We start from the raw sequence: 18,893 nt of genomic DNA, 5'->3' as shown, positions 1-18,893 counted from the left end.
CACGCTCGACCAGACTGGGGCGATGACGTCGAGCAGTGCGGCCGCGGACCGCGCCCCCTTCCACGCCGACCACGTCGGCAGCCTGTTGCGCCCGCCGGCCCTGCGGGAGGCCCGCGCGCGGCGCGCGGCCGGGGAGATCGACGCCGAGCAGCTGCGGGAGGTCGAGGACGCGGCAGTGCGCGACGTCGTCCGCCGGCAGGCCGACCTGGGGCTGCGAGTGGTGACCGACGGCGAGCTGCGCCGGCACTACTGGCACGAGGACTTCATCCTGTCCCTCGGCGGGATCGAGGCGAAGGAGGCGTTCACGCGGGAGTTCCGCACGCTGGACGGGCAGCCGATCGAGGTGCCGCTCACCCGCGTCAAGGCCACCGCCCCGGTCCACCTGGAGCACACCGTCTTCGCGGACCACCTGGCGTTCCTCCAGCAGGCCGCGACCGACCAGGGCGCCGGCCAGGTGCCCAAGCTGACGATGCCGTCGCCGAACCAGGTGCACAACTCCTTCATCCCCCTCGACGGCACCGCGGCCTACGGCGAGGGCGGCCCGGACACCGACGCCGACGCCCGGCTCCGCAGCGACATCGCCAAGGCCTACGCCGAGCAGTTGCGCCGCCTGCACGCCCAGGGCCTGCGGTACGCGCAGCTCGACGACGTGTCGTTGACGTTCTTCGGGGACCCGAAGAACGAGGGCGCTGCGCAGACCCGGCTGCCCGCGTTCATCGACCTCTTCAACGCCGCCATCGCCGACCGCCCGGCGGACCTCACCGTGGCGACGCACCTGTGCCGCGGGAACTACCGGTCCTCGTGGGCGCAGACGGGTGGGTACGAGCAGATCGCGGACGCGCTGTTCAACTCCCTGCAGGTGGACGGGTACTTCCTGGAGTTCGACGACGAACGCTCCGGCTCCCTCGACGTCCTGCGGTTCCTGCCGGAGGGCAAGCGCGTCGTCCTGGGTCTGGTCACCACCAAGGTGCCGACGCTGGAGGACGAGGACGCCCTCGTGCGGCGCATCGAGGAGGCTGCGACCTTCGCGCCGCTGGAGCAGTTGGCGCTCAGCGGGCAGTGCGGTTTCTCCTCGACCGAGGAGGGCAACGACCTCACCGAGGACGAGCAGTGGCGCAAGCTCGACCTCGTCGTTCGCGTGGCCGAGCGCGTCTGGGGCTGAGCCGAGCCTTCCACAACGTCGTCCACAGTCGACAGCGCGTGAACCTCTGTCGCACAACAGGTACGAGCCTGGAACCCCCACCAGCGTCGACAACCTCGTCCTGCTCTGCGGACGGGACCACCGCGCGCTGCACGCCGGCCGCCTCGAAGCGAGGTTCGGCGAGGACGGCCTCCCGGAAGCCCGGAGGATGCACCGTGACCTCGGGAAACTGATGACCTCCGGCCCGTGGACGCGGAACGACCACCCCGCCCTGCGGCAGCAGGTGGAGGAACTCAGCCGCGCCCTCGAACGGGACGACCGGGCCGCGTGAGCCGCTCCGCCCTGCGCTCGTGGTGGAGGCGGGCGATCCGATCCGCTGCCGCTGCCGCGGGTTCGTGCTCCCACACGCGCACCGGTAGCCAGCCGTGCGCGCGCAGGTGCGCGTCGGTGTCCCGGTCGCGGGCGGTGACGCTGGCCAGCTTCACCGCCCACCACGCCGCGTTGGCGCGCGGCAGGTGCAGGTGGACGGGACAGGAGTGCCAGAAGCACCCGTCGACGAACAGCGCGATCCGCGACCCGCGCAGCACGACGTCGGCCCGGCGGCGCCGGTTCGTCCCCGCGGGTGCGGAGTCGACGAGGTAGCGCAGCCCCCGGCGGTGCAGTTCCCGCCGCAGCGCCAGCTCCGGCGCCGTGTCCCGTCGCCGCGTCCGCCGCATGATGCCGGCGGCCGCCGGCGACGACGGCGGGGGTGCCGGGCCGGGCTCGGCCCAGTCAGGCAGGTTTCTTCCAGTCGAACGTCTCGATGCGCCAGAACATCCACTCGAACCACCAGCGGAGGTGGTCCGGCTGGATGCACGACCCCGTCGACGCGACGAACGCGCGGAGGTCCGTGTCGTCCAGCAGCAGCAGTTCCCGCCCCTCCCGGACGAGCCCGGTCAGCACCTCGTCGGTCTCGGACGCCAGCATCGCGGCCTGCTGGAACCACGGGTCCCCCTGTCCGAGGGCTGCGTCGCTGAACCATCCGCCGAGGACGGCGGTCAGCAGCGGCCACGAGGAACTCCACCGGGGAAAGCGCTCGTCCCTCGACGGGTCGACAGCGTTCACCCGCACGACGCGGAGGCGGTCCGTCCTCTCCAAGACCACCCCCAGGGCGTGGGACACCACCGGTTCCTCCTCCGCGGAGTCCTCATCCCCACGGAGAACCGCGCCCACCGGCGCGCCCGCGTCGACCACCACGAAGTCCCGCATCGTGGAGGTCTCCGGTGGTGCCACGCGCGCCAGTGCGCGCTGCACCAGGTCCTGAGCCCCGGGGGCCAGTTCGGAGGCGTAGGAGCGCCACCCTGGGAGGTGGTCCGGAAGGTCCACGGTGGAGGACGGATCATCGGCGACCTCGCTCAGCCGGATGTCCAACCACTCGGCCCACCGCTCCCAGGAGACTCCTTCCGGCGGCAGGACTGAATGGACACCGCTGCTCCGTGCGACCTCCCCCTCGACGTCACCGGCCCGCGCGCGGGACAGGAACTCAGCCCAGACGTCACGCTCCCGCGCGAAGTTCACGCCGTTCGTCGCGAGCAGGTGCTCCAGCCGCTCACGGGGACACAGACCCCAGTCCAGATCGCCGTACGCGAGGGGCACCAGGGAGCCGATCACGACCGGTCGTCCGGGTACGCCGTCAGGACGAACCACGATCCGTCGCGCGCTCTGCTCAGAACGACCTTCACCGTCGACACCTCAACCTGTTCGAATCCGCCATTACCGTCCTTCTGCCAGATGACACCTGCGCTCGACGGCGCGGGGGCCGTCACCAGCACCTCACGCGCACCCGACGCCACCACCGCGTCGATCTCGGACCGCTGACTCCTCAGCGCCTCCCCGATGACCGCCTCCGCCGTCGCCTGGTCCACGAACCGCGAAGCACGCGGTGGAGTTCTCGACCCCGTCACCCGTTCTTCCACTCGTCCCGTCTCCAGGCGCCGTTTCAAGAACGCATCATCCACGTCCACGTGCCGCCCCAGCGTGTGCGCCGGCAGGAACACCTCGCTCCGCCCGAGGTCCACACCGCCGCACAGGTCGTCCAGGCTCTGCGGCTTCGGAACCCCGTTCGGTTCGAGGTGCTTCCTGAGCGGATGCCCCTCCGGCAGCGTCTTGCCGAGCGCCGTGCCGAGCGGCTTGCCGCGCAGCCCCCGCCCGGCGACTGCCATGCCGAGCGTCGCCCCGGCGGCGCCGTACCGTCCGTCTCGCCAGTCGTCCCAGGCGACGGTGTCGGCCAACGTCCGCACCGGATGGGTCACCGAGTCCAGGACCGCGGAGGGGATCTGGCGGACCGTCGCGGTCCACCCCGCGCGGTCCCACGTCCAACCGGCGGCCAGGTACACGCCGTCGAGCAGCGCGCCACCGACCGTCCGGGCCGCGTCGTCGACGTGCTCGCCGGGGCGTCGGGGACGTCGGGGCACCTGGTCGACGACCGCGAACACCCGGGCGGCGAAGGTCTGCGTGAGGGTGTCGAAGTCCTCGAGCACGATCCGGCGGCTCGCGTCCCACCGGTCGAGTTCGGCCCAGTCCACGTGCCAGGCGACCAGGTCGCCGACCCCGGCGTCGAGACGGGCCTGCACCTGTTCCCGACCCGCGTCGACGCGCGCGAGCTGACCCTGCAGCATCCCGAGTTCGCGGGAGTACTCCTCGACGAGGTCGGCGCCGGCTCGGGCGACGTCCTGCAGCGCCCCCAGGTGCCGGTCGAGTTCCAGGACCCGGTCGGCGAAACCGTCGCGGGCGACGCCGTACCAGCCGCCGAGCGACTCAACGGCCCGGGCGACGTCGACGGCCACGTCGGCGGTCCCCTGCGCGGCGGCCCGGGCGGTGGAGGCGGCCGCGTCGGCGAGCGCCACCGACAACCCCGACAACTCGTCCACGCACCACCTCCTCCTCCGGTGGGCCGGAAACTAGCCACGCCAGGAGGACCGCGTCGTTCGTCGTCCACAGGCCGCCGCTCGGGGCCACGCTGCGTCGACCTGTCGTCGCGGACGCTGGTCGTGGGGTCCCGTTCCTGGTAGGACAGGCTTGCTGTCATCCACCTCTCGTCGTCACCGCCGACTCCCGGAGCGCACCCGTGGACACCACGCACCTCATCGACCCCGACATCGCCGGCGCCCTGGCTCTGCTGCCGCCGCTCGACCTCACGTCCGAGGGGCTCTCCGCGGTGCGCGCCGCGATGGCCGCGGCACCGACGCCTCCGTTGCCGGATGGCGTGACCGAGGAGGAGGTCCTCGTCCCGCGGGAGGGGGAGAAGCCGGTGCGGGTCCTCGTGCACCGCCCGGCCTCCCTGGCACCGGACGCCCCGGGAGTGCTGTGGATCCACGGCGGCGGGTACGTCTTCGGCAGCCCGGACGCCGACCGCGCGCTGTCGGGCACGTACGCGATGGCGCTCGACGCCGTCGTCGTCTCGGTGGACTACGGGCTCTCCCCGGAGAACGTCGCCCCCGGCCCGGTCGAGGACTGCTACGCCGCCCTGCGGTGGTTCCACGAGCACGCCGCCGACCTCGGCGTCGACCGGTCGCGGCTGGCCATCGCGGGCGCCAGCGCGGGCGGTGGTCTGACGGCGGGTCTCGCACTGCTCGCGCGCGACCGGGGTGAGGTGCCGCTCGTCATGCAGTTCCTCGTCTACCCGATGCTCGACGACCGCACCGTCACCACGGCCGACCCGAACCCGGTGACGGGGCAGTTCGTCTGGACGCCGACGTACAACGAGTTCGGCTGGCGCGCCCACCTCGGGACCGACCCCGGGTCGGCCGGGGTGTCGCCGTACGCCGCCGCCGCACGCGCCGAGGACCTCAGCGGGCTGCCGCCCACCTTCATCGAGGTCGGTGCGCTGGACCTGTTCCTCGAGGAGGACGTCGAGTACGCACGTCGGCTGGTGCGTGCCGGTGTCCCGACGGAGCTGCACGTCTACCCGGGCGCGTTCCACGGCTACCAGATGGCCGTCGACGCTCCCGTGACGCGGACGTCGTTCCAGCTCGGCGTCAGCGCCCTGCGTCGCGCCCTGCACCCGGCCGCCGCGCAAACTCCTCGACAGGACGGCACCGACGGTGCCACGGTGGACGGGTGAAGTTCAGCTGTCCGTCCTGCACGACGACGCCGGTCCACCTCCGGCGTCGCCGTCAGCGCTGAGCTGACGTCAGCAGAGCCCCGGGGGTCACCCCCGGGGCTCTCGTCGTTCCCGGGGACCCCCACGAACCCGGGAGGAACCCCGTGAACGACCTCGTGAACGACCTTGTGAACGACCCTGCACCTGCGGACCACTCGTCCGTCGGCCGCCACCTCGGCCTGTTCGACACCTCAGCCCTCGTCGGTCCCGGCCTACCGCTGTGGCTGCCGGCCGGGGGCGTCGTCCGCGCTGAGCTCGAACGTCTCGCCGTCGACCTCTCACTGGCGACCGGTTGTCAGCGGGTCAACACCCCGGTGCTGGGCAAACGGGCTCTGTTCGAGCGGTCCGGGCACTGGCAGAAGTTCTCCGCCGACATGTTCCCGCCCGTGCGCGTCGGGGACGAGGAGTACGTGCTGCGCCCGGCGAACTGCCCGCACCACACCCAGGTCTACGCCGCCCGCCCGCACAGCTACCGCGACCTGCCCGTCCGGTACGCCGAACTCGGCGCGATGTTCCGCAGCGAACTGTCCGGCGTCCTCACCGGGCTGCGCCGCGTCCGCCAGATCAGCCTCGACGACGCGCACGCGTTCTGCCGCCCGGACCAGGTCGTCGACGAGGTGCGCCTGGCCCTCGAGACCGTCGAGCAGGCCTACGCGCTGCTGGGCCTGCCGGTCAGCCGGTTCCGGCTCTCGCTGCGCGGGCCGGGGGAAGGGCACCTGGGCGACGACGACGCCTGGCGGCGGGCGGAGTCGTCGCTGCGGGAGGCCCTCGGGGACCGCCCGTTCGACGAGGCGCCGGGCGAGGCCGCGTTCTACGGTCCGAAGGTCGACGTCCAGGTGACCGACGCCGCGGGCCGGGAGGAGACCGTCTCCACCGTCCAGGTGGACCACGTCCAGCCGGAACGGTTCGGGCTCGAGTTCGTCGGCCGCGACGGCGAGCGCCACCGGCCCGTCATGGTGCACCGCGGCCTGCTGGGGTCGGCGGAACGTCTGGTGGCGATGCTCCTGGAGGTGGACGGCGGCTGGCTGCCGACCTGGTTGTCCCCGGTGCAGCTGCGGGTGCTGCCCGTCAGCGGGGACCGCCACGGCGAGCACGCGGAGCGGTTCGCTCGGCGGTTCCCCGGCCTGCGCGTGGAGGTCGACCACGACGGGTCGTTGCCGCGTCGGGTGCGGGCCGCCCGCGCGGCGCGCGTGCCGTGGGTCGCCGTGGTGGGGGACGCCGAGGTCGCCGCGGACGAGGTGGACCTGTCCGGACGCGGGGCTCGGGGCCGGCGGGTTCCCGCCGCCGCGGCCGAGGTTCGAGTCCGCGCCGACCTCGCGGCCCGGGAGGCGGTCGGCCGCCGGGCCGGCTGACGTCAGCCCGCGAGCACCGCCGCGCCCTGGCGCCGTCGCGCCAGGGCCGGCTGTGCGGCGAGGACACCGGCGAGGGCCACGGCCGCGACGAGCGGCACGATCCCGCACACCGCCATCCCGGCGCGGACGCCGACGTGCTCGGTGATCCAGCCGATGATCGGGCCGCCGATGGGCGTGCCGCCCATGAACACCAGCACGTAGAGCCCCATGACGCGGCCGCGGAACTCGGGGTCGACCCAGAGCTGCACCGAGGAGTTCGCGATGGCCTGGAAGGCGAGGTTCGTCACGCCCATGAGGACGAGGACGACCGTGAACGTCTCGAGGTTGGGCGCGAAGGCGGCGAGGGTCTGCGCCGCGCCGAAGGCCGCGCCGAGCAGCAGGATGAGCCGGAGCCGGGAGTGGCTGCGGCCGCCCGCGATGAGAGCACCCGCGATCGAGCCCACGGCGATGACGATGTTGAACGTCCCGTACATGCCGGCGCCGGCGTGGAAGGTCTCCGACGCCATCGCGGTGAGCACGACGGGGAAGTTCAGCCCGAACGTGCCGAAGACGCCGACGAGGGCGATGGTCCAGCCGACGTGCGGCCGGTCGCGGACGTAGCGCAGGGCCGAGCGCAGCTGGCCCTTCTCGCGCGGCAGCGGCGTGGTGCGGTGCAGTTCCGCCGTCCGCATCGAGGCGAGGGTGATGGTGGGCCCGACGTACAGCAGCGCGTTCACGGCGAACGCCCACCCGGAACCGACCGTCCCGATGAGGATGCTGGAGACGGCGGGGCCGACGAGTCGCGTCGTCTGGAACACCGCGGCGTTGAGGGCGATCGCGTTGCGGACGTACTGCGCGGGGACGACCTCACCGACGAAGGACTGCCGGGTGGGGTTGTCGAGGGCGACGACGAAACCACCGACGAGGGCCATCGCGTAGATCGCCCCGACGGTGATGTGGCCGGAGATCGTGAGGACGGCGAGCGTCGTCGCGACGGAGGCGCTGCACAGCTGCGTGACGAGCAGGATGGTCCGCTTGGGGTAGCGGTCGGCGATCATGCCGCCGTGCATCCCGAAGAGCAGGATGGGCAGGAACTGCAGCGCCATCGCGATGCCGACGGCGGCCGGGGAGCCGGTGAGTTCGAGGGTGAGCCAGTCGAGGGCGATGTTCTGCACCCAGACACCGGTGTTCGCGAAGGCCTGACCGGTGGCGTAGATGCGGAAGTTGCGGACGCGCAGGGCTGCGAAGGTGCTGCCGGTGCGGCGGGGGCTCTCGGGACTGGCGGGGGTCGACTCGGTGCTGGCTTCGGCGGCTGCCGGTGTCACGAACGGGTGCCTCTCGTGCTGTCCTTCGGGTGCTGACCTGGGGTGGTGGCCTCGGGGGGTGGTGCCGGTGGTGATCCCGGGCCACTGACGCTGCGTCACCATCATCGGCGACGCGAGGGGTAGGCTGCACCGCAGTAGGAGGCTTATCAGTCATCACGGGTCGTGATGAGCGCGCGACGGGGCGGTGGGCGTGAGCGCCGGACAGGGGCCGACGGGAACCTTCGAACCCGTGCAGCTGCGGACCTTCCTCGCTGTGGCGCAGACGCACTCGTTCACCCAGGCCGCAGCCCGGCTCGGCGTCCGGCAGTCCACCGTGAGCCAGCACGTCCGCAAGCTCGAGGACTCCGTGGGCCGCCAGCTGATCCACCGGGACACGCACTCGGTGACCCTGACCCCGGACGGCGAGGCCATGATCGGTTTCGCGCGGTCGATCCTGGCCGCCCACGAGCAGGCCGCGGCGTACTTCACGGGGGCCCGGCCCGTCGGCCGGTTGCGCATCGGCATGTCCGACGACCTGGCCCTGACGCGCCTGCCGCAGATCCTGCGCGACTTCCGGTCCGAGAACCCCCGCGTCGACCTCGAGCTGACCGTCGACCAGTCCGGGACGCTGCACCGGCGGCTGGAGAACGACCGCCTCGACATCTTCATCGGCAAGCGTCCCCGGGGGTCCGGGGAGGGCAAGCTCGTCAAGCGCGAACGGCTCGTGTGGGTGGGGAACCCGTCGACGCGCCTGGACCTCACCCAACCCGTGCCGCTGGCCGTCTACCCCTCCCCCTCGCTCAGCGGGACGGCCATGCACCAGGCGCTCGACCGCGTCGGCATCGGGTACCGCTCGGCGTGCGTGTGCCGCGGCGTGAACGGCCTCATCGCGGCCGTGGCCGCGGGGATCGGCGTCTCCTGCCTGGCGAGCTCGCTCGTCCCCCCGCAGCTCGTCGCCCTCGGCGCGCAGCACAAGCTGCCCGAGCTGGGGCAGATCGACCTCGTGCTGCTGACGAACCCCAAGACGCGCGACCGGCCCGCGTCGCGTGCCCTGGCCGGCGCCGTCCTGGCCAGCGGTCCCTCGGGCTTGTCGCCCAGCGGCTGACGGGAAGCGCACAGCCGATCCGGTTACGGTGCGAGGGTGCTCGACGGCCTCCACCGCCACCTCCGGGCCGTCACACGTCCCGACGTGGCCGGGGACGTCCCCGCGCTGCTGCGCTCGGCCGGCCGGGCCGCCCGCGCAGCCGTCGACGCCGACCACAGCGTCGTCTGCGTGCAGGGCGATCCCGCGCACCTGCCGCGCGGTCGCCTGTACCTCGTCGACGGGGAGGGTTTCCTCGACGTCGACGTGCCCGACCGGCTCGCCGCCCGGGCCGGAGGGGTCCTCGCCGAGCGCGACCTCGACGTCCCCGGTCTGGCCGTCCCCGCGCCGCACGCGCTCCTCGTCCCGCTGGGTGACGGAACGCCGGGCACCCTCGTCCTCACCCGCGCCACGAACTTCTCGGCCGACGAGGAGGAGGCCGCGGGCGTCCTGGGACTCAGCCTGGGGCTGGCGGTGCAGTCCGCCCTGCTGACGGTGTCCGAACGCGCAGCGGCCGGCAAGGCGTCCAGGGGCGCTCTGCTGGAACGGGTCACGGGTCTGCTGCAGACGAGCGCCACGACCGCGGAGATCACCGAGCGCATCCCGCCGGCCGTCGTGGAGGTGCTCGGCTGCGTGTCGTCGTCCCTCTACGTCGTCGACGGCGACGAGCTCGTGGGCGAGGCGCACCCGCCGCTGCCCGAACCGGTCCGCACACGGCTGCAGCGCGTCGACCGCTCGGCCGACACCCCGATGGGCGAGGCCGTGCGCACCGGGCGCACCGTCGTCCTCACGAGCACCGAGATCCCCCGGTACCGCGACCTCGCGGGCCTGGACCCCGAGCGCATCGGCGTCGCCCTCGTCGTGCCGCTGGCGGGCCGCGACGAGCTGGTCCTCGGCACCCTCACCGTGAACTGGGCCGAACGCTCCCCGCTGGAGCACACCGACCTCGACCTGTTCGCGGCCGTCGCCGCCCAGCTCGCCGTCGCCCTCGAACGCGCGCAGCTGCTGGACGCCGAACGGTCCTCGCGCGCCGAGCTGTCCCGCTCCCACGAGGCGCTGGGCCGCCTGGCCCGCGACCTGCAACGGGGGCTGCTGCCGCAGCGCTTGCCGCACCGCGCGGGGTTGGACGTCGCCACCCGGTACGCCCCCGCGCTGGCCGGGTCGGAGATCGGCGGCGACTGGTACGACGCCGTCGGCGACGGGTCGGACGGCTCCGACGTGGCGCTCATCATCGGGGACGTGCAGGGGCACAGCACCCGTGCCGCCGGGCTGATGGGCCAGGTGCGCACGGCGGTCCGCGCCTACGTCAGCGAGGGGCACGACCCGTCCGCGGCCCTGGAACGGACGAACCGGCTGCTCGTCGACCTCGACGCCGGACGCTTCGCGACGTGCTGCCTGGTCCGGCTGGACACCGCGACCGGTGTGCTCACCGTGGCCTCGGCGGGGCACAACGCCCCTCTCGTCGTCGACGACGCGGGGTTCCGTGAACTCGCGGTCGACCCCGGGCCGCCGCTGGGCGTCGACCACGGCGCCGTCTACCCCGCCACCCGCTACCGCCTGCTCGGCCGCAGCGTCCTCGTCCTGCACACCGACGGGGTCGTGGAGGTGCTGGGCGAGGGGTCCGACGAGGGTGAGCGGGCGCTGCACGACACCCTGCGCACGGTCGCGGGCCGGGCCCCGACCGCCGACGAGCTGGCGACGACGGTCATGGCGGCCATCCCGCACGAGCTCACCGACGACGCCGCCCTCCTCGTGGCGACGTTCGCGGGGGCCGACGTCGGTCGCCTCGACGCCTCGCTGTGGTTGCCGCCGGACATCCGGGCCGTCTCGACCGCCCGGGAGTTCCTGTGCGACCGGCTCACAGCCTGGTCGACCGACGAGCTGCTCGACGAGGCCGAGCTCGTGCTGTCGGAACTGGTGACGAACGCACTCGTGCACACCGACGGGGGCGCTGGTCTGGCGCTGCGCTTCGACGGGGCGGAGCGGCGCCTGCGGATCGCCGTCGAGGACTCCTCGACCCGGTCCCCCCACGGGCGCGACGCCCCGCCCGACGCGCTCGGCGGGCGGGGGCTGTCGATCGTGGACGCCGTCGCCGACACCTGGGGCGTCGACGTCGGCCCGGACGGGAAGACGGTGTGGGCCGACCTCGCCGTCGAGGCCGACTGACCAGCCGTCCCGCCCGTCCCGTCAGCGTCCGCCGAGCAGGCCCCGGATCTGCTGGACCTGGTCGTCACCGAGCCCGAGCTGTCCCATGACGCCCTCGAGCCAGTGCGGTTCGCCGTCGCCGAAGAGACCGCCGAGCAGGTCGTCCTCCTCCTCGTCCTCGACGGCCGCAGCGATCGCCGGCCAGAACCCGCGGGCGATCGTCCAGGGGGCGGACTCGGACAGGAGGCCGAGCGCGCCGAGGTCGGAGAGCCGCTCCCGCAGCTCCTCCACGGCCACGCCGGCGGCCGGGCCGAGCACGGCCGCGTTGTCGACGAGGGCGTCGAGGGCGGCGTCGTCGAAGGGCTTGCCGGTCACCGCCGAGGCCAGGACGGTCGGCAGGACGGCCTCGGCGATGGAGAACCCCTCGTCGAGGGTGGCCGGGTCGTCGAGGACGAAGCGGCCGACGAGCTGACGGCGCAGCTCGCGGGGTTCCGGGGTGGGGTCGAGCCAGCCGTCCGCCTCGGCGCCCGGCACGAGCAGGGTCCCGTCCTCCCCGTCGAGCAGGTCCAGGCCGAGCATGAGCAGGACCACCTGGCGCAGCCACGGCACGTCCTCGAGCTCCTGGGGCTCCCCCTCGGCGTCGGCCGTGATCGGGACGGGGTGCTCGAAGGCGGCCAGGATCGCGGTGACGTCGTCGCCGGCGAGCTCGGCGTCGTCCGGGACCTCCAGACCGTCGCCGACGTGGGCGAGGACGGCCTGCGCGGCCCGCACGGGGAACGAGGCGAGGACCGTCTCGTCCTCCTCGCCCTCGTCGACGTCCTCCGCGGCCGCCGCGAAGACCTCGGAGAGCTCCGGCGGTTCCCCGGCCACGAGGGTCAGGTTCGTCTCGAGGTCGCCGGCGGGCCCCTCCCACCGGCCCGTCTCCCCGAGGAACGTCAGCAACTGCCACCAGACGGCCTGCAGGTCCTCGGCCATCTCCTCCGGTTCGTCGGTCCCGGCGTCCTCGACCATCGCCGGGACGACGCGGGTGACGAGGACGTCGACGTCCTCGGGGGTGAGCCGGGTCAGCCGCGCCTGCGGGCGCAGCGTCAGCAGGCCACCCGCGCCGACAGTCAGCGCCTCGACGACGGCCTCGGGTCCGACCTCCTCGTCGACGTGCACGTTCTCGTCCAGCCACGTGGTGAACGGGGCGCGGAGGTCGGCCATGGCCTGCCGGCCGAGCGCGTAGGAGCCGGGTTCGAGGGTGTCGTCCACCGGGTCAGCCTGTCATCCCCGCACCGCTCGGCTCCACCGCCGACGGCGCCCCTGGCGTGAGCATCCCGCGAACGTTCACCCCGCGCGGGGGGCCGCGGTGGGGGCGTCGAGGTCCAGGGCGCCCTCGTCGGCCAGCCGGGTCAGGGCGACGTGCACCGACAGCTGCAGGCCGCGGACGACGCGCCACGGGCCGCGGCCCGGGACCACCCCGCTCGCGACGAGGTCGTCGACGCGTCCGGTGGCGACGAGGTCCCGCAGGCGGCGGCCGCCGGCGGCGACCTCCGTGGGTACGTGCGAGGTCGCCAAGGCGAGGGCGTGCGTCGCGACCGGGTCGTGCCGCAGGAGGTGGGTCAGCTCGGCGATCACGAGGCGGCGCCGGGCGAAGGCAGCGTCCACGGTGCGGGGCGAGTCCCACGCCGGCCACTGCTCCCCGCGACGCCCGTCGGGGGTCAGCAGTCCCAGAGCGGTCAGCTGGGCCCGCAGCCACGGAGTTCCCTGGGCCCGGCCACGCAGGACCTCCTCGGCGTCCCGGACGACGCGGGTCCGGCGCAGGGGCGTGAGCTCGACGGGCAGGCAGAGCCGCGCGGTGTGGGCGCCCCTCCCGAGCAGACCGCCGCGGGTCGCCGTGCGCAGCACCACCTCCAGGGCGGCGCAGCCGTCGGCCCCGCCGGTCCACGCGTCCTGTTCCCGGAGGAAGACCGCGTACCGACCCCAGAGGTCGGCGACGGCGCCGGCCTCCGCACGTCGGTCGAGCCCGTCCAACTCGGCCCGGCGGTGGGCGCACCGGACGAGGGTCCCGACGTCGGCGGCGTCGAGCGACGTGACCACCCGGTCGGTCCGTGACTCACCCCGCGCGTGCAGGAGGTCACGTCGCGAATCGCGCCAGGTGCGCAGGTGGGCGGCCAGTTCCTCGGTCCCGAGGTGCGGGAACTGCGCGGCGAGCCACTGCGCGAAACTCCCGTCCACCGCGCGCACGGTGTTCTGCTCCTCCACGGGACTCCCCTCGATCGGCGGAGCCCCACCGTAGGCGGGTACGACCACCGCCCCGGGGAGTTGTCCACAGGCCCGGCCGGGGGACCGGGCCTGTGGAGCCGGGGACGTCAGGCGTTCCCGGGGTTCACTCGCCGATCTTCTCGTCGGCCGCCTGCTGGGCCTTGTCCACCTGCTCGGCGTGGCCGCCGCCGGTCTTGGCGTCCGCTGCGTCGCCGGCCTTGTCGATGGCCGCGTCGCTGGCCTTCTCGGTGATGTCGCCGAAGTCGGGCACGGGGTTCTCCTCGGTCTCGTCGTGTCGTTCCGGTCGCTTCCGAGTGTGGGACGTGGTGCGCGGTCCGCACGTCGAAGTTCTGCGCTGAAGAGTTCCCGCGCTGCGCCCCGTCCGGGGAGGTCGTAGCGTCGGCCGTGGTGCAGCAGCCGCCGATCCGCATTCCCCGTCCCAGGAGCGTGCCGTGGCCCTGCCCCGCAACGTCCTCACCGGTGCCCGCGACGCAGCCGCCAAGCTGCTGACGCACGCGCGGGCGAACCCCGGTTCCTCCTCGCAGACCCTCACCCTCGAACGTCCGGCCGAGAGCGTGCTCGCCGCGCTGCGCGACCCCGCCGTCCTGACCCGCCTGCTCGGCGACCTCGGCACGGTGTCCGCGAACGGTTCCCGCTACGCGTGGACCCTGGGAGAGGAGACCGTCGAGACGGTCCTCACCGAGACCGTCGACGGACTGCGGTTCGCCCGGACGGACCCGGACGGTGTCGCCGAACCCGAGGACGACACCGAGGGTGGCGCCGACCGGGCCGTCGAGGCGTGGGCGGAGTTCACGGTCACCCCGACCCGCGACGGAACCCGGTCGGAGGTGCGGGCGCGGTCGCAGCTGCCCGGTGGCGCCGCGGACTTCACGTTCCTCTACCGGTTGCGCGCCCTGCTGCAGACCGGGGAGATCCCCACCCTCGGACCCCAGCCCACGACCCGGGAGGAGGACCGCTGATGCGCGCCCTCGTGTGGAACGGCGTCAACGACCTCGCCGTCGAGACCGTCCCCGACCCCCACGTCCTGAACCCCCGCGACGTCGTCCTGGAGGTCTCCCTCACCACGACCTGCGGGTCGGACCTGCACTTCATCGACGGCTACCTGCCCGGCATGCGCCAGGGCGACGTGTTCGGCCACGAGTTCATGGGCACCGTCGTCGAGGTCGGGCCCGAGGTGCGGGACCGAGAGGTCGGCGACCGCGTCGTCGTCCCCTCGTTCATCGCGTGCGGGAACTGCTGGTACTGCGACCGGCAGCTGTACTCCCTGTGCGACACGACGAACCCGAACGCCGCGGCGCAGCAACCCCTGCTCGGCTACCCCTCGGGCGGGATCTACGGGTACACCCACCCCTTCGGCGGGTACGCCGGGTCGCACGCGCAGTACGTGCGCGTGCCCTTCGCGGACGTGAACTGCTTCCCCGTCCCCGACGGCGTCGACGACCTGTCCGCGCTGTTCGTCTCCGACGCCGTCCCGACGGGTTTCATGGGTGCGGACTTCTGCGACATCTCCCCCGGCGACACCGTCGCCGTGTTCGGTGGGGGCGCCGTCGGCCTCATGGCCGCTGCCGGGGCCAAGATCCTCGGCGCCGAACGCGTCATCGTCGTGGACCGTCTCCCCGAGCGCCTCGCCGCGGCGCGCGCCCACGTGGGCGCGGAGACGATCGACTACTCCGAGGTCGACAGCGTGCAGGAGGCGTTGCGGGAGACCACGGGCGGCCGGGGTCCGGACGCGGTCGTCGAGGCCGTCGGGATGGAGGGCCACGGCACCGGACTGCAGAACGTCGTCGACCGCGCCAAGCAGGCCGTGCGCGCCGAGACGGACCGGGCGACCCCGTTGCGCGAGGCCGTGCTGGCCTGCCGCAAGGGCGGTGTGGTCGCCGTCCTCGGCGTCTACGGCCTCACCGACTCCTTCCCCACCGGGGTGGTCCTCAACAAGGGTCTGACAATCCGGTCGGCGCAGCAGCACGGGCAGCGGTACGTCCCGCGCCTGCTGCGCCACCTGGCCGAGGGCGAGCTGCAGACCTCGTTCCTCGCCACCCACCGGATGCCGCTGGAGGACGCGGTGGAGGGCTACCGGATCTTCAAGGAGAAGGAGGACGGCTGCCTGCGCGCCGTCTTCTCCCCCTCCTGAAGCCGGCTCAGGCCGGTCGCACCCAGTCCTGGCCGGGCTGCCAGTCCGCGAACGCGTAGTCCGCGAGCGAGACCTGGGCCCCGCCGGCCGTGGCCGCGGCGATCGCCTGGTCGCGGTCGGCGGCGGACCGGGCGTTGAGGTCGCGCAACGCGGCCTTGAGGTCCTTGACGTCCCCGCCGAGGTAGCCCTGGACGATGTCGCCGAGGTGCGGGCTGACGGGCTTCTGCGCCGCCTGCACCTTGGCGACCTGCGGGTTGCGGACGATGGGTTCCGGCGCCCGCTTGACGGTGTCGGCGAACCACCCGCAGAGCTTCTTGTACGGCGCGATGACGTCGGCCGACTCGACCACGGAGAGGTCGAAGGGCGGCTGGTCCATGCCGGCTGCCAGCCCCTTCTGGTAGTCCTGCGTCGTCATCGAGGCGATGACCGCGGTCGCCTGCTCGGGGTTCTTCGTGTTCCCGGCGATGAAGAACTGCGACGGCGGCGTCCCGCGGTACGTCGTCGGCGCCGCGCCGTCGGGCGTGAGGATCGGACCGACGCCCATCTTCTCGACGAAGGCGGGCACGACGTTCTTCGCGCCGCCCGCGCACCACGGACCGTCCGGGAAGTACCCGGCGACGCCGGACGCCCAGCGGGTGCGGGCGTCGGCCACGGTGAGGCTGCCGCTGCCGGCGAGGATGAGCCCGGAGTCGTTGAGCTCCTTCCAGAACTCGATGGCGTTGACGTACGTGTCGTCGTCGTACGCGAACTCCCCCGTCGTGTACTTCGTGCCCTGGAACCCGGGGAAACCGGCGGCCTGCGCCAGGTCGTCCATCTGCTCCCGCATGCGGGCGACCCCGCCGAGGGCCAGGACCATGGGCGCCGCGTCCGAGCCGCTCGCCTTGATCTTCTCCAGGTTCGCCCGGTACTCGTCGTAGGAGGCGGGCGGGGAATCCGGGTCGAGTCCGGCGTCGGAGACGATGTCGACGTTGAACCACTGCGCCGCGGCGTACTGCTGGTAGCTGAACAGGGGCAGCCCGTAGAGCTTGCCGTCGATCGTCGTGATGCCCTCGGTGTACGCCCCCTCGGGCAGCGCCGCCTTCGCCTCCTCCGGCAGGGCGATCTCGTGGACCCACCCCTCGGCGACGAGGGCGGGCAGCGGCAGGCCGACGACGTTGCTGTAGATGTCCGGCAGCTGCTTGGACTGGTTGGCCAGCTGCAGCGCCTCGGTGGACCGGCTGACGTCGTTGTACGTGTACTCGATGGCCACGCCGAGGGCCTGGGACTGGGTCTTGGCCCACTCCTTGTGGAACTTCTGCAGCGCGCTGAAGTGGTCCCACCACCGCAGGGAGGCGGTGGCGCCGGGGCCGGCGCCGCTGCCGCTGCTGCCACCGCAGGCGGCGAGCAGGGCGAGGGTGGACAGGCCGCCGCCGCCGGCGAGCAGCGAGCGGCGCGAGATCTGGGGCATGACGGTTCTCCTCGTCGAGAGTGGTCGTGCGGGGTGTGGTCGCGTGGATCAGGACTTGACGGCTCCGGCGATGCCTTCGACGAAGTACCGCTGGAGGAAGAGGAACAACGCGACGATCGGGAGGATCGAGATGACGCCGGCGGCGGCCATCCCGGACCAGTCCGTGGCGTTCTCCCCGACGAAGGCCTGCATGCCGACCGACAGGGTCCGCAGGTCCGGGTCGCTGAAGGAGAAGACCAGCGGGAGGAAGAAGGCGTTCCACGTCGACAGGAACGTCAGCAGGGCGACCGTCGCGGTGACGGGCATCGACAACGGCAGCATGATCTGGAAGAACACCCGCCCGAAGCCCGCCCCGTCGACGGTCGCGGCCTCCTCCAACTCCTTGGGCAGCTGCCGGAAGTAGCCGGCGTAGATGAGGATGGCCGAGACGTTGGCCGCCCCCGACAGGGCCAGCACCATTCCGGTGAGGGAGTTCAGCAACCCCAGCTCCATCGACAGCTTGACGATGGGGATGATCGTGTACCCGGTCGGGACGAAGAGCGTCGCGACGAGGACGCCGACGATGACCTTCTGCCCGCGGAAGCTGTACCGGCCCAGGACGTACCCGGCGAGGGCGCAGCGGACGACGACGATGACGACCGTCGACACCGTGAGGATCACCGTGTTCACCATGTACCGGCCGAAGTTCGCGTCGGTCCACGCCCGGGAGTAGTTCTCCCAGGCGAAGTCCTCCGGCACGAGCTTGAGCCCGGCGGTGAAGACCTCCAGCGAGCTCTTGAGCGAGGCCGAGACCATCCAGACGAACGGGTAGACCCAGACGAGCGCGAGGACCGCCAGCAGGAGGAGCACGCCCCACCAGGGCGCGCGCCGGGCGATGCGGCGTCCGAGGGACTCCGCGGGCGGGGCCGCGGTCCGGGGGGACCGGGTGAGCGTGGTCACGAGAGCTCCTTCCGGCTGCGCCGGGCCACGACGAGCGCCCAGGCCTGCAGCGCACCGACGACCATGACGAACAGCCCGAACAGGACGGCCGCCGCCGAGGCGAAGCCGAGCTGCGGGATGGAGGCGCTGAACGCCCAGCGGTAGATGTAGATCTCGATGATCTCGGTGGAGAAGAACGGCCCGCCGCCCGTCATCGTCTGCATGAGGTCGAAGGCGTGGAACGTGTCCTCCACCGTGAGCACGGTGATGATGAGCAGGAACGGCATGAGCAGCGGCAGCGAGACGTACCGGAAGATGTGGAACGACCCGGCGCCGTCGATGCGGGCCGCCTCGTAGAGCTCGTTCGGGATGGTCTGCAGCGCGGCGAGCCAGTAGACCATCGTGATGCCGAAGAACTTCCACACGTACACCGCGGCGGCCGTGACGAGAGCCGTCCCGGAGTCACCGAGGAAGTCGATCCCGGTGTCGGCCCCGAGCGCCTTGAGGAACGCCGTGAAGGGCCCGCTGGCGGGGTCGAAGACGAACTGCATGACGACACCGACGATGGCGGTCGTCGTGACGACGGGGAGGAAGTAGACCGTGCGGAACAGGTTCCGCAGCGGCAGCTTGGGCGAGTTGAGCAGCATGGCCAGCAGCAGGCTGAGCAGGATCCGGGCCGGCGCCACCAGCAGCATGAAGACCAGGGTGATCTTCACCGACGACCAGAACGCCGGGTCGGCCAGGACGGCCTGGTAGTTGCTGATCCCGACGAAGCGCTGGCTGGAGGAGAACCCGTTCCACTCCACGAGCGAGTACCAGTAGCTGGCCACGATGGGGTACAGCGTGTACAGGCCGTAGAGGACGATGGTCGGGGTCAGGAACGCCCAGATCCAGATCGTCTGGCGGCGGGTGTCGACGCCGCGCGGGCGGCGTCCGGTGGTCGCGAGCTCCGTCGGAGCCACGGCCGGAGGTGGGCTGATCGTTCT

17 protein-coding genes are annotated in these 18,893 nt (G+C 72.8%); 7 read left to right on the top strand and 10 right to left on the bottom strand.

The window, feature by feature from the left end:
* Nucleotides 1-22: 22 nt before the first annotated feature.
* The gene (locus tag ACFEMC_RS00170; protein ID WP_380172426.1) at nt 23-1,162 is read left to right on the top strand and encodes a 5-methyltetrahydropteroyltriglutamate--homocysteine S-methyltransferase; all 1,140 of its coding nucleotides are present in this window, start codon (nt 23-25) and stop codon (nt 1,160-1,162) included.
* 272 nt (nt 1,163-1,434) lie between these two features.
* Here the strand turns inward: ACFEMC_RS00170 and ACFEMC_RS00165 are convergent, their stop codons facing one another.
* The 3 genes from ACFEMC_RS00165 to ACFEMC_RS00155 are packed head-to-tail and all read right to left on the bottom strand — an operon-like array spanning nt 1,435 to nt 4,050.
* Nucleotides 1,435-1,857: a very short patch repair endonuclease gene (locus ACFEMC_RS00165; RefSeq protein ID WP_380172424.1), complete on the bottom strand. Its 423-nt coding sequence runs from the start codon at nt 1,855-1,857 to the stop codon at nt 1,435-1,437.
* Nucleotides 1,858-1,912: 55 nt separating this feature from the next.
* On the bottom strand, nt 1,913-2,791 hold the full coding sequence (locus ACFEMC_RS00160; RefSeq protein WP_380172422.1) for a hypothetical protein: 879 nt from the start codon (nt 2,789-2,791) through the stop codon (nt 1,913-1,915).
* Complete coding sequence (locus ACFEMC_RS00155) at nt 2,788-4,050, bottom strand: RNase A-like domain-containing protein (RefSeq protein WP_380172420.1); 1,263 nt, start codon at nt 4,048-4,050, stop codon at nt 2,788-2,790. Before ACFEMC_RS00155 ends, ACFEMC_RS00160 begins: the two co-directional genes overlap by 4 nt.
* Nucleotides 4,051-4,247: 197 nt before the next feature.
* Here ACFEMC_RS00155 and ACFEMC_RS00150 point away from each other — a divergent pair, with 197 nt between their 5' ends.
* Together ACFEMC_RS00150 and thrS are read left to right on the top strand one after the other, a co-directional pair.
* Nucleotides 4,248-5,243: an alpha/beta hydrolase gene (locus tag ACFEMC_RS00150; RefSeq protein WP_380172417.1), complete on the top strand. Its 996-nt coding sequence runs from the start codon at nt 4,248-4,250 to the stop codon at nt 5,241-5,243.
* Nucleotides 5,244-5,386: 143 nt separating this feature from the next.
* Nucleotides 5,387-6,634 (top strand): threonine--tRNA ligase, encoded by a 1,248-nt coding sequence (thrS, locus tag ACFEMC_RS00145; protein WP_380172415.1) that lies wholly within the window; start codon nt 5,387-5,389, stop codon nt 6,632-6,634.
* Between the two features lie 2 nt (nt 6,635-6,636).
* Here the strand turns inward: thrS and ACFEMC_RS00140 are convergent, their stop codons facing one another.
* Complete coding sequence (locus ACFEMC_RS00140; RefSeq protein ID WP_380172413.1) at nt 6,637-7,938, bottom strand: MFS transporter; 1,302 nt, start codon at nt 7,936-7,938, stop codon at nt 6,637-6,639.
* Between the two features lie 190 nt (nt 7,939-8,128).
* Here ACFEMC_RS00140 and ACFEMC_RS00135 point away from each other — a divergent pair, with 190 nt between their 5' ends.
* Nucleotides 8,129-9,022: a LysR family transcriptional regulator gene (locus ACFEMC_RS00135; RefSeq protein WP_380172411.1), complete on the top strand. Its 894-nt coding sequence runs from the start codon at nt 8,129-8,131 to the stop codon at nt 9,020-9,022.
* A gap of 36 nt (nt 9,023-9,058) precedes the next feature.
* Nucleotides 9,059-11,164: a SpoIIE family protein phosphatase gene (locus ACFEMC_RS00130; protein WP_380172409.1), complete on the top strand. Its 2,106-nt coding sequence runs from the start codon at nt 9,059-9,061 to the stop codon at nt 11,162-11,164.
* Between the two features lie 21 nt (nt 11,165-11,185).
* Here the strand turns inward: ACFEMC_RS00130 and ACFEMC_RS00125 are convergent, their stop codons facing one another.
* From ACFEMC_RS00125 to ACFEMC_RS00115, 3 genes are all read right to left on the bottom strand, one after another.
* Nucleotides 11,186-12,397 carry a hypothetical protein gene (locus tag ACFEMC_RS00125; RefSeq protein WP_380172407.1) on the bottom strand — a complete coding sequence of 404 codons (1,212 nt, stop codon included), beginning with the start codon at nt 12,395-12,397 and terminating at the stop codon, nt 11,186-11,188.
* Nucleotides 12,398-12,472: 75 nt separating this feature from the next.
* Nucleotides 12,473-13,390: a hypothetical protein gene (locus tag ACFEMC_RS00120; RefSeq protein WP_380172405.1), complete on the bottom strand. Its 918-nt coding sequence runs from the start codon at nt 13,388-13,390 to the stop codon at nt 12,473-12,475.
* A gap of 124 nt (nt 13,391-13,514) precedes the next feature.
* Nucleotides 13,515-13,661 carry an antitoxin gene (locus ACFEMC_RS00115; protein ID WP_367637886.1) on the bottom strand — a complete coding sequence of 49 codons (147 nt, stop codon included), beginning with the start codon at nt 13,659-13,661 and terminating at the stop codon, nt 13,515-13,517.
* Nucleotides 13,662-13,842: 181 nt separating this feature from the next.
* Between ACFEMC_RS00115 and ACFEMC_RS00110 the strand changes: the two genes are divergently transcribed.
* Together ACFEMC_RS00110 and ACFEMC_RS00105 are read left to right on the top strand one after the other, a co-directional pair.
* Complete coding sequence (locus ACFEMC_RS00110) at nt 13,843-14,370, top strand: hypothetical protein (protein ID WP_380172402.1); 528 nt, start codon at nt 13,843-13,845, stop codon at nt 14,368-14,370.
* Nucleotides 14,370-15,542 (top strand): zinc-dependent alcohol dehydrogenase, encoded by a 1,173-nt coding sequence (locus tag ACFEMC_RS00105; protein WP_380172400.1) that lies wholly within the window; start codon nt 14,370-14,372, stop codon nt 15,540-15,542. Before ACFEMC_RS00110 ends, ACFEMC_RS00105 begins: the two co-directional genes overlap by 1 nt.
* Before the next feature lie 7 nt (nt 15,543-15,549).
* On the opposite strand, the gene ACFEMC_RS00100 is transcribed toward ACFEMC_RS00105, so the two are convergent.
* Genes ACFEMC_RS00100 through ACFEMC_RS00090 form a run of 3 tightly spaced genes read right to left on the bottom strand, consistent with a single transcriptional unit; the run spans nt 15,550 to nt 18,869 of the window.
* The gene (locus tag ACFEMC_RS00100) at nt 15,550-16,989 is read right to left on the bottom strand and encodes an ABC transporter substrate-binding protein (protein ID WP_380172398.1); all 1,440 of its coding nucleotides are present in this window, start codon (nt 16,987-16,989) and stop codon (nt 15,550-15,552) included.
* 48 nt (nt 16,990-17,037) lie between these two features.
* Nucleotides 17,038-17,928: a carbohydrate ABC transporter permease gene (locus tag ACFEMC_RS00095; RefSeq protein ID WP_380172396.1), complete on the bottom strand. Its 891-nt coding sequence runs from the start codon at nt 17,926-17,928 to the stop codon at nt 17,038-17,040.
* Entirely contained in the window at nt 17,925-18,869 is a 945-nt protein-coding gene (locus ACFEMC_RS00090) for a carbohydrate ABC transporter permease (protein WP_380172393.1), read from the bottom strand. The genes ACFEMC_RS00095 and ACFEMC_RS00090 overlap by 4 nt, the downstream gene beginning before the upstream one ends.
* Between the last annotated feature and the right edge of the window lie 24 nt (nt 18,870-18,893).

This window comes from Kineococcus sp. DHX-1, assembly GCF_042473625.1.
Taxonomy (GTDB): domain Bacteria; phylum Actinomycetota; class Actinomycetes; order Actinomycetales; family Kineococcaceae; genus Kineococcus.
This window is presented reverse-complemented; position numbering and strand designations above follow the sequence as displayed.